The following is a 15515-nucleotide window of genomic DNA, read 5'->3' as shown; positions in this document are numbered from 1 at the left end:
CTTCAGGCGGTTGTCGAGCAGGTGCTCCTCTTTGCCTGCCAGGACGACGTGCAGCCGCGGGAAGGTCTGGGAGCGGGTGTAGCGGTGGCGCTGCCAGAGGGGTACGTCGTGCCGATCGTGCCGCGGGCGCCTTCCCGGACGCGGTGCCCGGCGTAGCGCTCGTAGTCCCAGACCTCCTTCGCGAGGCAGGCCTGGGACATGGTGCCGTTGTCGAGCTCGAAAAGGCGCACCTTGCTGGTCTTGGTCGGCAGTGCGAGGACGGCGTCGGTGTTGAAGCTGAGGCAGGTCTCCTTGATGGCATGGTTGACCTCTACCTGCCAGTCGGTCAGGTGCTTGCGGCCTCCGTAGGCGAGGATCGTGTCCGTCACCGCGACGCCGTGCGGACCGAACCCGGCCTTCACCGCCTTCGCTCCGGTGCCGGCCTTCGGGCGGGCAGGCAGCTCGTTGCCGTCGGCCAGAGCCTTCTGCCCTGCCGAGGTCAGGTTCCGGATCGGGTGCCGTCTGTCCTTGCCGTTCGTCTCCGCCAGTCCCAGTTCCGCCAGCTTGTTCATCGCCCTGCGCACATACGACCGGCCGTCGGCATCCTCCGCCGTGATCACCTGAGCCATCTGCCGGACCGTGGCTATCCGAACGCACCCCAGCATCCGCAGCGCATCGGCACGCACCGTCCCGGCCGGAGTGGACTTCTTCCCCTTCCCCGACCTCTCAGGGGAAGAGAGAGAGAGGTGTCAGCGTGCCGGGAGGCCCCCTGGCGTGCGGTATGAGCTGCGGTGATGGGCACGACGTTGGAATCGTTCGCGGCACCGTTCACGGCACTGGATTCCTGGCCGCCCAAAGGCCGCTCGGCATCCCTTGTCCAGGTCGGTCGCGGCTCCGGCTCGGACTTCCGGGCGCTACTGGCGTACGTCATGACGAGACTCCTCACGCAGTGGCGCGGGACTCCGGACAAAAGCCCGCCGTCACTTGCTAGAGGTGTGGCGAAAGTCAACGGTGTGACACTCCACCGAGCGCCGTCACCGAGCCGTGATCATCCGGTGGGCGCCGCTGTCCTCTGCCGTTGAACCTGGACGGTTTGCCAACGAAGTTGGACCGCCACTCGGTGCGTGACAGCGAAGTTGGACCGGGAGCTGAGAGGCCACAGCGGTGGCGTCACTGTCGGCACCTGGCCTGACCTGAGCGATGCCTACGAGGTCGAGGAGGATGCTGGGGGAAATCCATGCTTGACCTCAACCCAGGTTGAGGGGCGAGTGTCGAGTTATGACTACTCACGACTCGACGAGTCTCCTCTTCCGGAACACCATGCGCATCACCGAAGGTCACCTGGAGGGCTTCCGCGACGCCGTCACCAGGGCAGTTGCGTTCGCAGAGCAGCACGGTCCTCAGCTGATGGTGGAGACCTTCGTGGACGAGGAGCGGATGGTCGCCCACAGCTTCCAGCTCTATCAGGACTCCGACGCGGTCCGCCTCCACTGGAAGCTGGCGGATCCGTACATCCAAGAGGTGATGAAGCACTGCCAGGTGGAGCGCTTCGAGGTGTTTGGTGCGCCGGACGCTGATGTGGTGGCGGGCGTGCGTTCGGCTCTCAGCGAGGAGTGCGCGCTGACGTTCAGCCCGCGCATCGCCGGCTTCGTCCGCTTCGCCACCGGGCACCGCGCATAGCCTCCGGCTCCTCATCGCCCGGCACCAGCGGTCCAACTCCGACGGCAAACGATCCAGCATCATTGTCAGAGGACAGCCGCGCAGAGCTCGGAGACGATCGCGAACGAGGTCGTCACCATCGGCACCGCCATGGCCGGTGGCATCACCGCGTGCGTGGTCTGGCCGTGCGCCATCCCGTTGCGGATCTGCCGGCCATAGTCGAGGTACTCCGCCTGCCGGGCCGTCAGGATCCCATCGGCCGCGCCCTGTTTGATGAGCTGGTGCAGCGGCTTCTTGCCCGCCTCCGGGATGCGGTCGCGCAGCACGATCTCCACCGCGATCAGGGAGTGCATGACCGCCACGGTGGAGAACTCGTAGCAGTAGTACGACTGGCGCAGCAGTTCGCGGGCCGTGCGCAGGACGGTCGCTGCGGCCTCGGGAGCGGCGGCGGGCACGACCAGGTCCTCAACGAGGTCGTGCATGTCGGCGTAGCTGTCGACGAAGAGGTGGGCGCGTTCGTCCGGGACCGGGAACGGCAGCCGCTGCGTGGTCATCCCCGCAGTCTCCCAGCGGCACGCCCCGGACGACAGCGGCTTTTCTTCCGGCCGTCGCGCAGCGTGCCGGGACGGGCGACGGCGCGCTCCCGCTTGCCGTCTTGGAGCTTGACGGCCAGCCGGGCGGCGGCTTCGTTCACCGAGGATGAGATGGAAGGCGTGCGTGCTGCTGCCGCCGCGAGGGCAAGAGCCTCAAGCAGTACCCCTTTTTTGCGCACCGACGCGGCATCGACGATCACGGACGACCAGTCCAACTCACCCCTGGCGCCGAGTTCGTCCAGCACCGCCCGGTGCAGTCTGCGCCACGGCCCGGCCTCGGTCCACACGCTGAACCGACGGTGCGCGCCGGCCGGCGATACACCGAACGACTCCGGCAGATACCGCCACGCACACCCACTCGTCAGTATGTACGCCACAGCCGTGAACACCGCCCGCTCGATCACGCAGAGCGGTCCCGCCACCTTGCGGTCGAGCCGCGAACGACGGCAGTAGCGGGGCGACCAGCTCCCAGAGCTCATCAGGAACCAGACGCTTCGCCAGATCAGCCCTCACAGCCGCCATCATGCCGCTCGAACCTCAAGTCACGTGGCACAGACCTCTATGCTCTGGCCGATGCGGCCGATCTGGCGGCCTGCTCGATCTTCGCGTAGTAGGCGTCGCGGGCTTCCTCATCGATCTGCATCCCATGTTCAGGGCGCATCCCGGTTCGGCCGTCGACGCCTTCGCGCAGGATGTCGGCGTGCCCGGCATGCCGGTTGGTCTCGCCGAGGACGTGGACCATGACGGCGAACAGGTTCGTGTTGGAATGGGGATCCGGCCACCAGGGCACGTGGCCGGGGGCATCGAGGGGAAGCTCGTTGATCGTCGCGTCCGAGTGTTCCCACGTGCGCCGGTAGAACTCGATGATCTGATCGCGGGTCTCGCCCTCAGTCGCCCACAGATCGCTGCCGTCGTGGTCCTGCCACCGGGGCAGCGGTTCCGGGAAAGGGCGGTCGAAGACCTCGCCAAAGTACCTGGCCTCGACGCTGGCCACGTGTTTGACCAGGCCGAGGAGGTTGCTCCCGGTCACTGTCAACGGTCGGCGGGCGTCGTATTCAGACAAGCCGTCGAGCTTCCAGAGCAGCGCCTCGCGGTCCCGCCGCAGTCTCCCGTGCAGGTTGTCCTTCGCGAATTCATCGATCATGCGGCATGAGCCTGCCATGAGCTACTCGCGGCCTCAAGATCCCGTGCGTGGACTGCAACAACCGGAAGAGCCGAAGTCTGGCCATGGCCAGTGCCCTGAGCTGCCACAAGAAGCCGAGGAACTTGCCACGTGAGACAACGTCTAATACTCCAACAGCGGTTCGTGTCCTGAGCTGGCGGTTGTCGTTGTCCTGGTATGGAGGGGATGACTGAAGTCGCTTGCTGGGCTCCCGAGTTGGAGTCGGTGTTTGCTCGGGTGGCGGGCAGGTTCGCTCGGGCAGATCTGCGGTGGCGGATGCGGGACTACGTCCGTGATCTGCTGGGGCGAGCGACCCGCAAGAACGGCTGGCAACTCGCGGAATGGGCGGGTCACCACACCCCTGACGGCTTCCAGCGGCTGTTGAATAGCAGCGTCTGGGACGCAGACGCCGTGCGTGACGATGTGCGTGATTACGTAGCTGAACGGCTCGGACCGGGCGGTGTGCTGATCATCGACGACACCGGGTTCATCAAGAAGGGCACCACCTCGGCCGGGGTCGGCCGCCAGTACACCGGCACCTCAGGAAAGATCGACAACTGCCAGATCGGAGTGTTCGCCGCCTACGCCACCAGCTCAGGCGGGGCCCTGGTGGACCGGGAGTTCTACCTGCCCAAAGCCTGGACGTCCGACCGTGACCGCTGCCGGGCGGCCAAGATCCCCGACGAGCGAGGCTTCGCGACCAAGGGTGAACTGGCCCGGGACATCGTCCGCCGCTGCATGGCCGCCGGCCTGCCAGGCGTCGTGGGTGACCGGAGATGAGGCCTACGGGCAGGACTGGCACTTCCGGCGCCTGCTACGAGCAGACGGGCGTCGGCTACGTGGTGGCGGTGCCCAAGTCCCAGCAGATCAAATCCCTGGCCGGGATCTGGCGCATCGACCAGCTCATCGACGAAGCACCCGATGATGCCTGGCAGCGGCTGTCCTGCGGTGAGGGGGCGTAGGGCCCGCGGATCTACGACTGGGCCGGGGCCAAGCTGCCCACCAACATCATCTTCGATCCGGATCCGGCCGACCCATCACCGGTGGGTGATGGCCCGCCGCAGCCTGTCCGACCCCGAAGATGTGGCCTACTACCTGGCCTACGCACCCGTGGGTGTCGAGATCGGCGAGCTGGTCCGTATCGCCGGCTCCCGCTGGGCGATCGAGGAGTGCTTCCAGGCCGCGAAGAACGAGTGCGGTCTGGACGAGTACGAGGTCCGCCGCTACATCGGCTGGTACCGGCACATCACCCTCGCCATGCTCGCCCACGCCGTCCTGACCGCACTCGCAGCACAAGCCCAGGCCGACGGCGAGGCAAAGGGGGCTGCAGAAACGGATCAGCCCCCGTCCCGCTCACCGTGGCAGAGATCCGGCGACTCCTGGACGCTCTCCTGCCCCGTCCACGAGCCGACCGCAATCCCGTCACCCACGCACTGAACCGGTCCGCCTGGAGAAGACACCGCCAGGCCGTCGCCCGCCGCTGCCACTACCGAAAACGCACCTCAGGACACGAACCGCTGCTGGAGTACTAAGGGCGGGTTTTCCGGCGAGCCAGTACGGAAAGGGTCGCCAGAATGACTCCGCATGCTGCGCCGACTGCTCCGAACACGATCGATGGCGAGTCCCCTTTGACAGCTCCAGCGACACACCCGCACAGTCCTCCTGCAATCAAAACCACAGAGAAGATCAGCGTCTTCTTTATTGCCTCATTCACCTATTTCCCTTTCGGTTGCATTCATCGCAGCGCCACCTTGCCTGAGCTGAACAAGGATTGTTGGGCCAGGGACCTATTCCCTGACCCAACAACACCTCTAGCTCAACGACACTGTGTTACCCGTAGTGGAGGATGTCCGTGTTGTTGTACCCGGCGACTGCTCCAACCGCGCAGCTGCCTACAACAGCGGCAGTAGCGCCTACAGCCGCCCCGACTCCTGCTCCGGCCGCACCGCCGACGGCGCTGGCGTAGGCGATGACTCCGGTGTCAGCTGCAATTCCGACGGCGCCGATGCACCCTACGGCCGCTCCCACCCAGTCGTTCGCGCTATCAAGAGCACCCGACACGCTGTCCAGGAACCCCAGTCCCGTGGGGTCCGTCCGGTTGATGGGGTCGCCAGCGGCATAGAGGTAGGGGTTGGTCTCCTGTCCCGACGGGTCGGGTTGGGTGAAGCGGCCGAGGGTGGGGTCGTAGTAGCGGTGTCCCATCTTGTACAGGCCGGTGGGGTCGAGGTAGGCGCCGGTGTAGCGGTGGGGCTGGGGGGTGGCCTCGGCGGTGGTGCCGCGGGGCAGGCCGGTGGGGCCGTAGGCGTAGGTGTGGGTGCGCTTGCCCGTGTCGTCGACGAGGCCGAGGACGTTGCCCGTGGCGTCGGTGAGGTAGTAGTAGGACTTCCCCCCAGTCGTCATGGAGTTCAAGGTGCCCGCCGGTTCGCGGATGAATCCGGTGTCCACGCCGTTCGTCGTCGTGGAGGCCAGACCGAGCGCGGTGTGGTGGAACCAGGTCGAACCCAGCTTGGTGCGCTCGGAGTTGCTGGTGCCCGCGTGGACCAGGTCGTAGCTCTTGCCGCCCGCGGTGATGCCGGAGAGCTGGCTGTAGTCCGTCCACGTCTCGTTCGTGCGGGCGGTGGTGCTCGCGCCTGCCGTCTCGTTGCCGAGCTTGTCGTAGGACCAGCCGGTGGTGGAGCCGTTCTTGGCGGTCAGTTCGCTGGCGTCGTCGTAGGTGTAGGTGGTGCCGCCGGGGCAGGCGTTCTTGCTGCCGTCCTGGCTGGTGAGGTTGCCGGCCTTGTCCCAGCAGTACAGCCACGACGCCTTGCGGGCACCGGCGGAGTCGGCTTCCTGGGCGTAGCGCAGGCGGTCCTGGGAGTCGTAGTCGTAGGTGGTTTTGTTCTTGGTGAGGTTGTCGGTGCGGGTGCGGATCTTGGTGGTGTCCTTGCCCGCGGTGTTCTTGTAGCTGTAGGCCAGGTCGATCAGCGTCGTCGTCCCGGAGGTGGTTTTGACGGCTTCGGGGCGGCCGTTGTCGTCGATGCCGACGGCTTGTGTCGTGCCGCCGGGGTAGACGGTCTTGGTGCGCTTGTCGTTCTCGTTGTAGTCGAAGTCGGTCTTCTTGCCGTCCGGGGCGGTCAGGTAGTCCAAGCGGCCGGCTTTGTCCCAGGTGTAGTCGGTCTTGCCGGTCGGGTCGGTGTAGTAGTCGATGTCGCCGCCCGGGGTGTAGGCGAGGGCGGTCTGGGCGCCGTTTTGCAGGGTGCGGATGCTTTCGCGGTTGAGCTTGTCGTAGTCCCAGCCAGTGGTGCCGGAGGCGTCGGTGCGGGTCTTGACGTTGCCGTCGCCGTCGTAGGAGTAGGTGACCGTGGCGTTGGTGGAGGACACCTTCGTCACGCGGTCGCGGTTGTCGTAGGCGTAGACCGTCTTGATGCCGCGTCCGTCGGTGACGGTCTCCACCCGGCCCAGCGCGTCGTAGGTGTAGTCCGTTTTGCCCAGCGGCGCCGGCGGGGTGACCGTCTTGAGGCTGCCCTTGGCGTCGTACTCGAAGGAGGTGACCTTGCCGTTTGCGTCCTTGGCGGTGCAGCGCTGGCCCTCGAAGCCGCCGCAGGTCGGGGTGTCCTTGTTGTAGGTGTACTCGCGTGTGCCGCCGGCCGTGCCCGAGGTGGTCACCGACATCGTGTTGCCGTTGGTGTCGTACTTGAAGGTGTCCTTACGCCCGTCCGCGCTGGTGAAGTCGTTGGGCAGATCGGTGCCGGCGATCGTCTGGTACGCCGTCACGGACGCCGTCGCACCGAGCGGGAGCTTCTGGGAGACGGCGTTGTTGCGGCCGTCCCAGCCGTAGGTCGTGGTGTTGCCGCCGGTGCCGTCCGCTCCCGTGCCCATCGCGTCGATCGCGCTCTGCACCAGGTGGCCCGTGTACGTGGCGTGGCGCGAGTGATCGAGGGGGTCGGTGACCTTGGTGACCTCGCCGTCCGCGTTGTGCAGGTACTTCGTGGCGTCGCCGTCGGGGTCGGTGACCGTCGTGGTGCCCGCGTCGGAGGGGGCGGCGGCTGTGTAGTCGTAGCGCCAGGTCGGACCGACGTGGCCGTCGCTCGTCACCTCGGTGGCACGCTGCAGGGACCTGACGCGGTTGTGGGCGTCGTAAGTGAACAGGGTGATCGTGCCCTCGGGCGTGGTCACCTTCGTCAGGCGGCGTGAGGAGTCGTACCCGTAGGCCGTGGCCTTGCCATCGGTGTCGGTGACCTTCGCCAGGTTGCCCGCCGGGTCCAGGTCGAACACGGCCGTGCGGCCCGTGTGGTCCTTGGCCTGCCACTGGCTGGCGTTCGTCTTCACGAGGTCGATCCAGCGGCCCGAGCGGGTCTCGGTCAGCTTGAAGCCCTTGTGCTCGCCGCCCTCGTCGTGCTGGTCGACGGTGATCGTGCCGTCGTTTCTGTCCGTGACCTTCGTCAGTGTGCCGTGCTCGTCGTAGGTGTCCCGGCTGCCGGACTTGCGGTCGGTGAGGGTGTAGGTGCCGTCCGCGTTCTTCTTCAGGTCCTTGGAGTAGCCGGTCGGCGTGGTGTAGCCACCGGCACTCGTCTCTTTGAACCGCAGGGCGGCGCCGGTGGCGTCGAAGACGACCACCTCACCGTCACCGGCCTGGAGGTACCGCTCGTAGGCCTGCCACCAGCGCTGCGACACCTTCCCCCACGGCGCTTCCAGGGAGTTGTAGGTGCGGGTGAGCTGGAGCTTGTGACCGACACCGGCGATATCGAAATCGGTGCCCGCCAGCATGAGATTGCCATTGGAGACGTTCACCCGCGCCACCAGCGCATCGTTCAAGCGCGTGTCGATGATGCGGTGCCACGGCACCTCGCCCTGCCCTTCCGGGGTGTAGGGCGTGGCCTCGGCTGCGGTCGCCGCGCGGGAGGCGGAATTCTTGGCTTTCCCGCTGGTCGCGCGAATCTTCTGCGCTGCCCGCCAGGCCGCCACTTCGGCGGACGGCTTGGCCTCAGCCTCCGAGTCCGGTGCTTTGACCGACCCGGCCGGTGTTGCGGGAGCTTCCACCTTGGTCGGCTTCGTCCACGGGCTCTCCGGCTCCGGCAGCTTCGGCGCAGCCGCCAGACCAGGCGCCGCGGCGATCACCACGGCGGCCGTGGTGATCGCCGCGGTAAGAACGGTTCTGTGCGTTCTCCGAGCACGCCGAAACGACGTGCTCTCAGCACGTAAATGCATCAGCTTCCCCCCACAGGAAATCAGACAGACAGTCAGAACCGGTGACCCACACGGTCACCTCAGCCACACAACCTGTCACAAGACGCACACAAACCGACCAGCTATGCCCCGCAACACCTGCCTCATGCGGGCTGGAATCAGCCCCACCGCTTCGACCGGGCGAATGTGGACACGGTGGAGCAACCCGCCAGCACTCGACGAGTGAATTGCCCATTCCGTTACTAATTCGGACGAGCACACTGACCGAAATACTTCGACTGCATATCAATCAGTGCGTCCCGACCGGCAACTGACTACTTTTCGGTCAGGTTCAGACCTAGCCGATGAGTGCGCAGAGAGCGCTTACCAGCTTTTGAGCGCGAATCCACAGCGGCACAACTTGTCTCAGAGCCAGTGGCTAGCTGGCGGGGGTGCTGTGGGCACAACTGCACTCCCATGCACACTGACGGCGTCCGGCACCTTCCGATGCTGTCCATCCCCTTGCGAAGGACTCCCCCGCGATGAGCGAACCGGGCAGAACCCTGCCCTCCTCCCTCACCCACCCCGCCTCCGACCGGCTCACCCGAGGCGTCCAGCACGCCGGCCACCTCACGTGCTGGAGCCTGGCCACCGGTATGGCAACAGCCGCCACCGACCTGATTCTCGAACCACAGACCACCTGGTGGACCGCGCTCTGGCTCATCCCCTGGTACCTCACCGGCCTGGCCATCCCGCTCTGGGCACTCCTGCGCGCCCGCGAGAAAGCCGCTCAGCAATCCGACCACGACGACGCCCCACCCCGACACTGGGACAAAGCCGCTTGACCCATCAGATCCGCCGGGCCCACGAGGACGCACAGATCGCGATGCCGCGCCTCCCGCTCCGCGGCTCCCCATCCCTCACGGAGCCGCTCCTCTTCCCGGGCGGCCTGCCGTCGGCGGGCGAAATAGGCGTCCCTGCGGGCATTGCCGATCGCGTCCAGCAGCGACTGGCGGTGGCCACGTCCGAAACGCCAGAACGCGGCCCCGGCCAAGCAGACACCGGGCGCGAGCGGGCAGGACGGTGAACTACACGTTTCCTCCGGAGGACGCCTCGGCCCGCAGCCGAGCACGTCAGGGCAAAGGCCGCTCACCGCCCTGGGCGAGCGACCTGCTTCCGCCGACCGGCCCCGGAGGACGGTGGAGGATCTGCGGCGTCAGGTGGTGGTGGGCCAGGTCCGCAACAGAGCGGCGATCTTCCCGGCGGTGCAGGCGGGGTCAAGGAGCAGGTCCTTCAGGGCGACGGCGTCCTCACGGCCGGGCTTGACGGAGATTCCGGCAGCTTCGAGATACATGACACCGGACGCGGCGGCGACGGCCATGTTGGAGCGCTCCAGCCAGCGGCACCGGCCCAGCGTGTGCACCAGGGCGGCGGCTTTGGCGTAGGGGCCGCCGTAGACGGGCTGCTCGAACAGTTCGGCGCGGTGGCGGGCGACCGCCGAGACGGGTACGCCGTAGTCGTCGGGGGCCGGATCGTCCGCCCCGGCGGCCTCGGCGACTTGCAGGATCCAGGGAACGTCGATGTGCAGATTCATCAGGCCGCGCGTGCTCCCCTGGGCGTTTGCTGGGCTTGTTCGGCCTCGTCAAAGACCGCCTGGTGTTCGGCCAGGAAGCTGGCGGCCGCGTCCACCGCTCGGGCGCGCAGGCCGCTGGCATCGTCCTGTACCAGCCTGGCGAGGTAGTCCCCGATGCTCAGCCCTAGGTCGGCGGCGCGCTTCTTCGCGAGTTCCGCCACGTCCTCATCCACGCGCGCGCCCAGCTGTGTCTTCGCCATACCGTCATGGTAACAGCCGTTACCACGCGGTGGGGGTGACAGCTGCGCCACAGTCGGCGCTGGATGCTGCCGGGTGGGAGCACGGCGGCACAGCGCCCGGCCCCGACAGAGGCGGACCGCTACGGGGAGTGATCACCTCCCCTCCCTCTCGGCGGGCGTACTGTCCGCACGTCGTGGCGACCACCCCCGGTCGCCGGGACCTGCCCGGACATGACCGGGTGCGTGCAGCCCGGCCCGGCGTGACTGCGGACGAGAGCGGGCTGCCTGTGCGATCTCTGTACAGGTATGCGGGCTGGGTAGGTGTGGATTGGCCCCGGCCGGCCTCGGGTATGTCAGGGCTCTCGCATCCGGCTAGAGGCCGTTGCGGCGCAGTCGTACACGGATGTCCCATCTTCCAGGGGGCGTTGAGGGGGTGAAGGTGACGAGGAACCGGGTGCGCCTGAGCGGCGGCGCCGACTGGCAGGCGGACTTCCGCCGCCGCACTACCGGCCGTGCGCCGCGCCGCAGCCGCGACGGAGTGCCCATCGATGGCCCGCTTCAGCTCCGTCAGCGTGTGGTTCAGCATGCGGCGCACCGTGGCGATCTCCATCGCAGACGCGCTGGCCTGGCAGCAAGCGGCAGGGGCGCCACCCAGTGAGACCAGGCAGCAGCGGGCGCTCCTGCAGTCCTACAAGGAAATCCTCTCCTCCCACCGGTGGCAGGAGGCAGAGCGGCTCCAGGCGTCCTCATCCGCCCGTCAGCATCCCCGTCGCGCCGTGGCCGAACCACCGCTGCGCTGCCCCAGCCGCCGTCTGCCAGCCGGGCGCAGAAACAAAAGTCTGTCCGGTCCTCACAGCGGCAGGACCCGACGACGAGGGCTGTAGCCCCGCACGGGCAGCCACCTGCGCGGCCCGTCCCCGCAGCGGCCCAACGCCCTTTTCGCCAGGCGCAGCCAGCTCTGCTGGAGACCGCACGGTTGTATGAGATCGCCACCGGCCTGCGGCCGCTGCTGGAGGCTGGTCGTCTGGCTGCTGGGCTTCGTGCTGCGCAGCGCGGACACAGGCGGCCGCAAGGGCCGCTGGTATCGCTGGTAACGCCAGCACACAGCCACCAGCCTGTGGGCCCCGGGAACACCCGGGGCCCACAGGCATGTCCGGCCTCAAGGCATCTCCCGGGCAAACGGCGTAATCACCACCTTCCCGGGCACTAGGTCCCATAGCTGGGGCCCGGTGAAGCAGCGGAACCCGCACCTCCAACCACCGGACCCCAGCCACACCCCGACACCCCGCACAACCGGCTTCGCCCCTCACAGCAGGAGCGGAGTCACCAGGGGCGCCCCGCCCTGACAGGCGGGCTCGCCATGCCAGACCTCGAGGACTCGGACACCAGACTGCTGTTGCCTTCGGGGTGGCGGACCCTAGCGGGACGGCGTCGTCCGTTGGCTCCCCTGGCGTTATGCCGGACTGCCGTCTGATGGCCTCCCCGTGGCGCGCCGGATGGGCAACATCGTTGGGACCGGGTCGTTCGTGAGGAAGTCGAGAATGAGCCGGTTGACCTGCTCAGGCTTCTCCATCGGCAGTGCGTGAGAGGTTCCCGGGACTACGGCCAGTTCGGAGTTCGGGATCGCGCGATACAGGGCAATCGTGTGTTCGAGTGTCATCAGGTCGTCGTCACCGACGAGGACGAGTGTGGGCGCGCTGATACGGGCCAGGTCGTCGGTGGAGATCGTCGGCTGCGTGCGGATCATGTCGACCATCTTGTTCACGATGATCGGCCAGTGGTCGGCGCCGTCTGGCGACGCGGCTTCGTACATCCCACGGAACGCTGCCATATCGGGAGCATCCGCCGACATGTGGTCCAGCATCGCCGGCACCACAGAGCTTTCCGGACCAGGGAGGAAGTTGGCTCCCATGGCCACAACCTTCCGAACCAGGTCGGGGCGAGCGATGGCGACGAGCAGGGCGACGATCCCGCCATCGCTCCATCCGACGAGGTGGGCCGGGCCTCCGACGACCGACTCGATGAAGGCGATAGTGTCGTCGGCCATGTCCTGGTACGAGAGTGATCCCTCAACGTCGGGTGTATGCCCGTGGCCGCGGCGCTCGGGGAGGAAAAGGCGGTACCTTGCGGCGAGATCGGCCCGCTGGGCCCCCCAGGTCTCGTTCGTACAGAAGCCGCCGTGAAGGAGGAGTAGCGGGTTGCCAGCGCCCTCCACCTCGTACCACGTCTTTACGCCGGGAAGCTCCACATATTCGCCCATCGCCGCAAGCCTTTCTGGGATGCCACCGTTCATCCTCAGTCTCCGCAGCCGATTGAATGACCCGCAACGCGGCGGTGCAGCTGAGCACCCAGGTGCGTGAGGATCCCACTCGACCGCCTGGAAGGCTTTGGTAGTAGAACGGGTCAAGTGTCATGCCCGTGGCATGTGAAGCGTAATGGCTAAAAGCATGAATTCACGAGACAAACATCCACCTCCGGTTAACAGATGGCTGTCATCCATTCGCCTTCACCTTTTCAGCACCACTTCCCTCAGGCGTGGCCCACAAGCTGGGCAGCGGCGCCATAACGCTGCTGATCCTGTGGTGGGAGACGCGGCACTGACCGCGTCACGGGCCCGTAGCGGACTGCGGGCCCGCAATACGGGCAAAGGTCACTGAGCTCTTTCAGCGTTGCCGCTCCAGGGTGAGGACGGCGGCGGCGATTGACGTCATTCGATTCGGGCTGCATCGGGAGCGGCGGAAGATCCGCCACGACTTCAGGCGTGCGACGCCACGCTCGACCGGGGCCCGGGCTGCGGACAGCGCGCGGTTGACGGTTTGCTGAGTCGGTGTGAGCTCGCGGCCCGGTGGGCGGCTGAGGGGTGTCGTCACCCACGAGCCGGCGCCCATGTAGGCCCGGTCAGCGAGGAGTGGGACGCCCTGGCGTTCGCAGATCCGGCTGATCCGGTGAGTGCGGGCCGCGGTCAGATCATGGGCGCGGCCGGGCAAGGCGGGCGAGATCCACAGCAGCCGTCCGGCCGGATCGGTCACCACCTGCACGTTCACTCCGTGTCGGCGGTGCTTGTGGGAGTAGTCGGCCCGGCTGTCGCGGACCCGGTCGCACTCCGCGAGGGTGCCGTCGAGCAGGACGTAGCCGGGATCGGCTTCGCGCAAGGCACGCAGCAGGCCGGGCGCTCGGTCGGCGAGCAGGTCGATGACCGCTGTGGTGTAGGCGTGGGCGGTGCCGACGGAGATACCGAAACCGGCAGCGATCTGGGCGAGGGTGTCGTGCTTGCGCAGGTACACCAGGCCGACCAGCGCACGCTGGTGCGGCGGTAGTTTGCAGCGGCGGTCACCCTCGCGGGTGACGATGAGTATGGTGACCCACTCGACCAGGGCATGGGGCAGGTCGAGTGCGGCAGAATACGGAACCAACGCGGCTCCTGTGCCTGTGGGTTGAGACTTCGAACACCTCCCCCAACGGCACGGGAGCCTCGTGCGTTGCGCACACCACCAGCGTCACCCGATCAGTGGCTGTGCTGAAAACCCTCACTGATGCGATGTGGGACCGGATCGAGCCGCTGATGCCGGCCGATCCGGTCCGGGGACGGCGGTGGGCCGACCACCGCCGAACCCTTGAAGCCATCGCGTGGAAGTACCGCACCGGCTCACCCTGGCGGGACTTGCCGGACGAGCTCGGCTCATTCCAGACCGCTCACAAATGGCTGCTCAGGTGGGCCGTGGACGGCACCTGGGAGCGGATCCTCGTCGCGCTCCTGGCGGCGGCCGATGACGTTGACGACATCGGCTGGACGGTGTCGGTGGACTCCACCGTCTGCCGAGCCCACCAGCACGCTGCCGGTGCCTGGAAAAGGGGGCGTCAGGTCGGGCCGAACCCGAAGACCATGCGCTGGGACGCTCCCGAGGCGGCCTGAGCACGAAGGTCCACTTGGCCAGCGACAGTCATGCGCGGCCGCTGGCCGTCCGCGTCACCGCGGGGCAGGCAGGTGACGCACCGGCCTTTGAGGCCGTCATGGCCGGCATCCGCGTTCCGCGAAGTGGGCCCGGGAGACCAAGGACGCGGCCGGATGCCGTCCTGGCCGACCGCGCGTATTCATCCCGCGCGATCAGGAACCACCTTCGCCGGCGCGGCATACCTGCTGTCCTCCCTCAGCCCAGCGACCAGGCCGGCCACCGTCGCCGGCGCGGCCGGGCCGGCGGCCGACCGCCCACTTTCGACGCTGAGGCATACAAGCAGCGCAACACAGTCGAACGATGCATCAACCGCTTCAAGCAGTGGCGCGGCCTGGCCATGCGAACCGACAAGCTCGCGATCGCTTACCAGGCCGCGCTCCACCTCGCGGGCATCCTCATCTGGACGCGAAGGTGATCAATGAGGCAGGACTCAGTTCCACCAGTCGATGTCTCCACTGCTGTCGACCGTGGGGGCGGTCACCGCGCCGAACCAGGACGACTGACCGTGATGCTCCATGGCTTGCGCCACTTCGTGGAGCCATGAACCCAGACTGGGCCACCCCAGGAAACATGCCTGGTCATCGTGAACAGCATCGCCGAGGTGGTTGCGCCACATCCCTTCCCCGGCATCGATGAAGTGGTCGTCTCCGTCACCTCCGGAGATGGGGACCCACCTTGTACCCCACCAGGGCGTCTGCGCCTGGTCCGGGTCGTCCGGTTCCCATATCTCCATCCGCATCTCCCGGATCTCGATGATCTCCGACACCGAATACAGCCTCCGGCAGGGGAGCACACCCAGCAGGGATGTATCTCCGTCGTGGCACCGCAGCGACTCGCGGAGATCCGCAGGAAGCGGGAACCCCAAGCGTGCCTCGGCTTCCCGAATGGACTGCCACGAAGCCGGGGGCCTGAGGTCTGCCAGAGCCTTCGACGCATGTCGGGACAACCAGGCGTCGATGCGGCGCCAGGACGTCGCGACCGGGGGCACGACAGGATCTATGCCTCGGCGAGGAGGTCGCATCATCATGCGGAACATCATCCATCGGGGCTCACGCGGTCAACCACGCCGAGCCGCCGACCAACCTCCGTCTCACCGAGCGAAGCCAAAGAGACAGAACCTAAAGGGTGTTGCAGAAGGCTTTGCGGCGGGCATTTTGCCTGTATGGGTGGGGTGTTGAGGGCTGAGCCGGTGTGGGTGGAGACGTTCACGGG

13 protein-coding genes and 2 pseudogenes are annotated in these 15515 nt (G+C 67.1%); 5 read left to right on the top strand and 10 right to left on the bottom strand.

Annotation, left to right across the window (positions count from 1 at the left end):
• Positions 1-2: 2 nt before the first annotated feature.
• On the bottom strand, positions 3-608 hold the full coding sequence (locus ACIRDU_RS35570; protein ID WP_403587707.1) for a replication-relaxation family protein: 606 nt from the start codon (positions 606-608) through the stop codon (positions 3-5).
• Between the two features lie 649 nt (positions 609-1257).
• Between ACIRDU_RS35570 and ACIRDU_RS35565 the strand changes: the two genes are divergently transcribed.
• The gene (locus tag ACIRDU_RS35565; RefSeq protein ID WP_403587704.1) at positions 1258-1659 is read left to right on the top strand and encodes a hypothetical protein; all 402 of its coding nucleotides are present in this window, start codon (positions 1258-1260) and stop codon (positions 1657-1659) included.
• A gap of 65 nt (positions 1660-1724) precedes the next feature.
• Here the strand turns inward: ACIRDU_RS35565 and ACIRDU_RS35560 are convergent, their stop codons facing one another.
• The 3 genes from ACIRDU_RS35560 to ACIRDU_RS35550 all read right to left on the bottom strand — a co-directional run bounded on the left by ACIRDU_RS35560 (position 1725) and on the right by ACIRDU_RS35550 (position 3375).
• Entirely contained in the window at positions 1725-2192 is a 468-nt protein-coding gene (locus ACIRDU_RS35560; RefSeq protein ID WP_403587701.1) for a hypothetical protein, read from the bottom strand.
• On the bottom strand, positions 2189-2635 hold the full coding sequence (locus ACIRDU_RS35555) for a transposase (RefSeq protein WP_403587698.1): 447 nt from the start codon (positions 2633-2635) through the stop codon (positions 2189-2191). Before ACIRDU_RS35555 ends, ACIRDU_RS35560 begins: the two co-directional genes overlap by 4 nt.
• Before the next feature lie 155 nt (positions 2636-2790).
• Positions 2791-3375: a DinB family protein gene (locus ACIRDU_RS35550; RefSeq protein ID WP_403587695.1), complete on the bottom strand. Its 585-nt coding sequence runs from the start codon at positions 3373-3375 to the stop codon at positions 2791-2793.
• A 204-nt stretch (positions 3376-3579) separates the two neighbouring features.
• Between ACIRDU_RS35550 and ACIRDU_RS35545 the strand changes: the two are divergent.
• Positions 3580-4830 (top strand): annotated as a pseudogene (locus tag ACIRDU_RS35545) (IS701 family transposase).
• Between the two features lie 393 nt (positions 4831-5223).
• On the opposite strand, the gene ACIRDU_RS35540 reads toward ACIRDU_RS35545, so the two are convergent.
• A complete protein-coding gene (locus ACIRDU_RS35540) occupies positions 5224-8493 on the bottom strand; it encodes an RHS repeat-associated core domain-containing protein (RefSeq protein WP_403587692.1) in 3270 nt (1089 codons plus the stop codon).
• 587 nt (positions 8494-9080) lie between these two features.
• Between ACIRDU_RS35540 and ACIRDU_RS35535 the strand changes: the two genes are divergently transcribed.
• On the top strand, positions 9081-9383 hold the full coding sequence (locus ACIRDU_RS35535) for a hypothetical protein (RefSeq protein ID WP_403587689.1): 303 nt from the start codon (positions 9081-9083) through the stop codon (positions 9381-9383).
• 371 nt (positions 9384-9754) lie between these two features.
• On the opposite strand, the gene ACIRDU_RS35530 is transcribed toward ACIRDU_RS35535, so the two are convergent.
• Positions 9755-10132, bottom strand: a complete 378-nt coding sequence (locus ACIRDU_RS35530) for a fic family toxin-antitoxin system, toxin component (RefSeq protein ID WP_403587686.1) — start codon at positions 10130-10132, stop codon at positions 9755-9757.
• Positions 10132-10371: a hypothetical protein gene (locus ACIRDU_RS35525; protein WP_403587683.1), complete on the bottom strand. Its 240-nt coding sequence runs from the start codon at positions 10369-10371 to the stop codon at positions 10132-10134. The genes ACIRDU_RS35530 and ACIRDU_RS35525 overlap by 1 nt, the downstream gene beginning before the upstream one ends.
• Before the next feature lie 995 nt (positions 10372-11366).
• Here ACIRDU_RS35525 and ACIRDU_RS35520 point away from each other — a divergent pair.
• Positions 11367-11444, top strand: a pseudogene (locus ACIRDU_RS35520) (hydrophobic protein); the annotation flags it as partial.
• 359 nt (positions 11445-11803) lie between these two features.
• Here the strand turns inward: ACIRDU_RS35520 and ACIRDU_RS35515 are convergent.
• Both ACIRDU_RS35515 and ACIRDU_RS35510 read right to left on the bottom strand, forming a co-directional pair.
• On the bottom strand, positions 11804-12610 hold the full coding sequence (locus ACIRDU_RS35515; RefSeq protein ID WP_403587909.1) for an alpha/beta fold hydrolase: 807 nt from the start codon (positions 12608-12610) through the stop codon (positions 11804-11806).
• Between the two features lie 403 nt (positions 12611-13013).
• A complete protein-coding gene (locus tag ACIRDU_RS35510; RefSeq protein ID WP_403587680.1) occupies positions 13014-13763 on the bottom strand; it encodes a transposase family protein in 750 nt (249 codons plus the stop codon).
• 125 nt (positions 13764-13888) lie between these two features.
• On the opposite strand from ACIRDU_RS35510, the gene ACIRDU_RS35505 reads away from it, so the two are divergent.
• A protein-coding gene (locus ACIRDU_RS35505; RefSeq protein ID WP_403587907.1) for an IS5 family transposase occupies positions 13889-14718 on the top strand; the annotation gives its coding sequence in 2 pieces (ribosomal slippage) (positions 13889-14210 and positions 14210-14718; 831 coding nt in all).
• 15 nt (positions 14719-14733) lie between these two features.
• Here the strand turns inward: ACIRDU_RS35505 and ACIRDU_RS35500 are convergent.
• Entirely contained in the window at positions 14734-15324 is a 591-nt protein-coding gene (locus ACIRDU_RS35500; RefSeq protein WP_403587904.1) for an SMI1/KNR4 family protein, read from the bottom strand.
• Positions 15325-15515 lie beyond the last annotated feature (191 nt).

Origin of the sequence: Streptomyces sp. NPDC093598 (assembly GCF_044764825.1) — a bacterium.
Lineage (GTDB): Bacteria > Actinomycetota > Actinomycetes > Streptomycetales > Streptomycetaceae > Streptomyces.
Note: the sequence above shows the minus strand (reverse complement) of the source record. Positions and strands in the feature narration are given on the sequence as shown.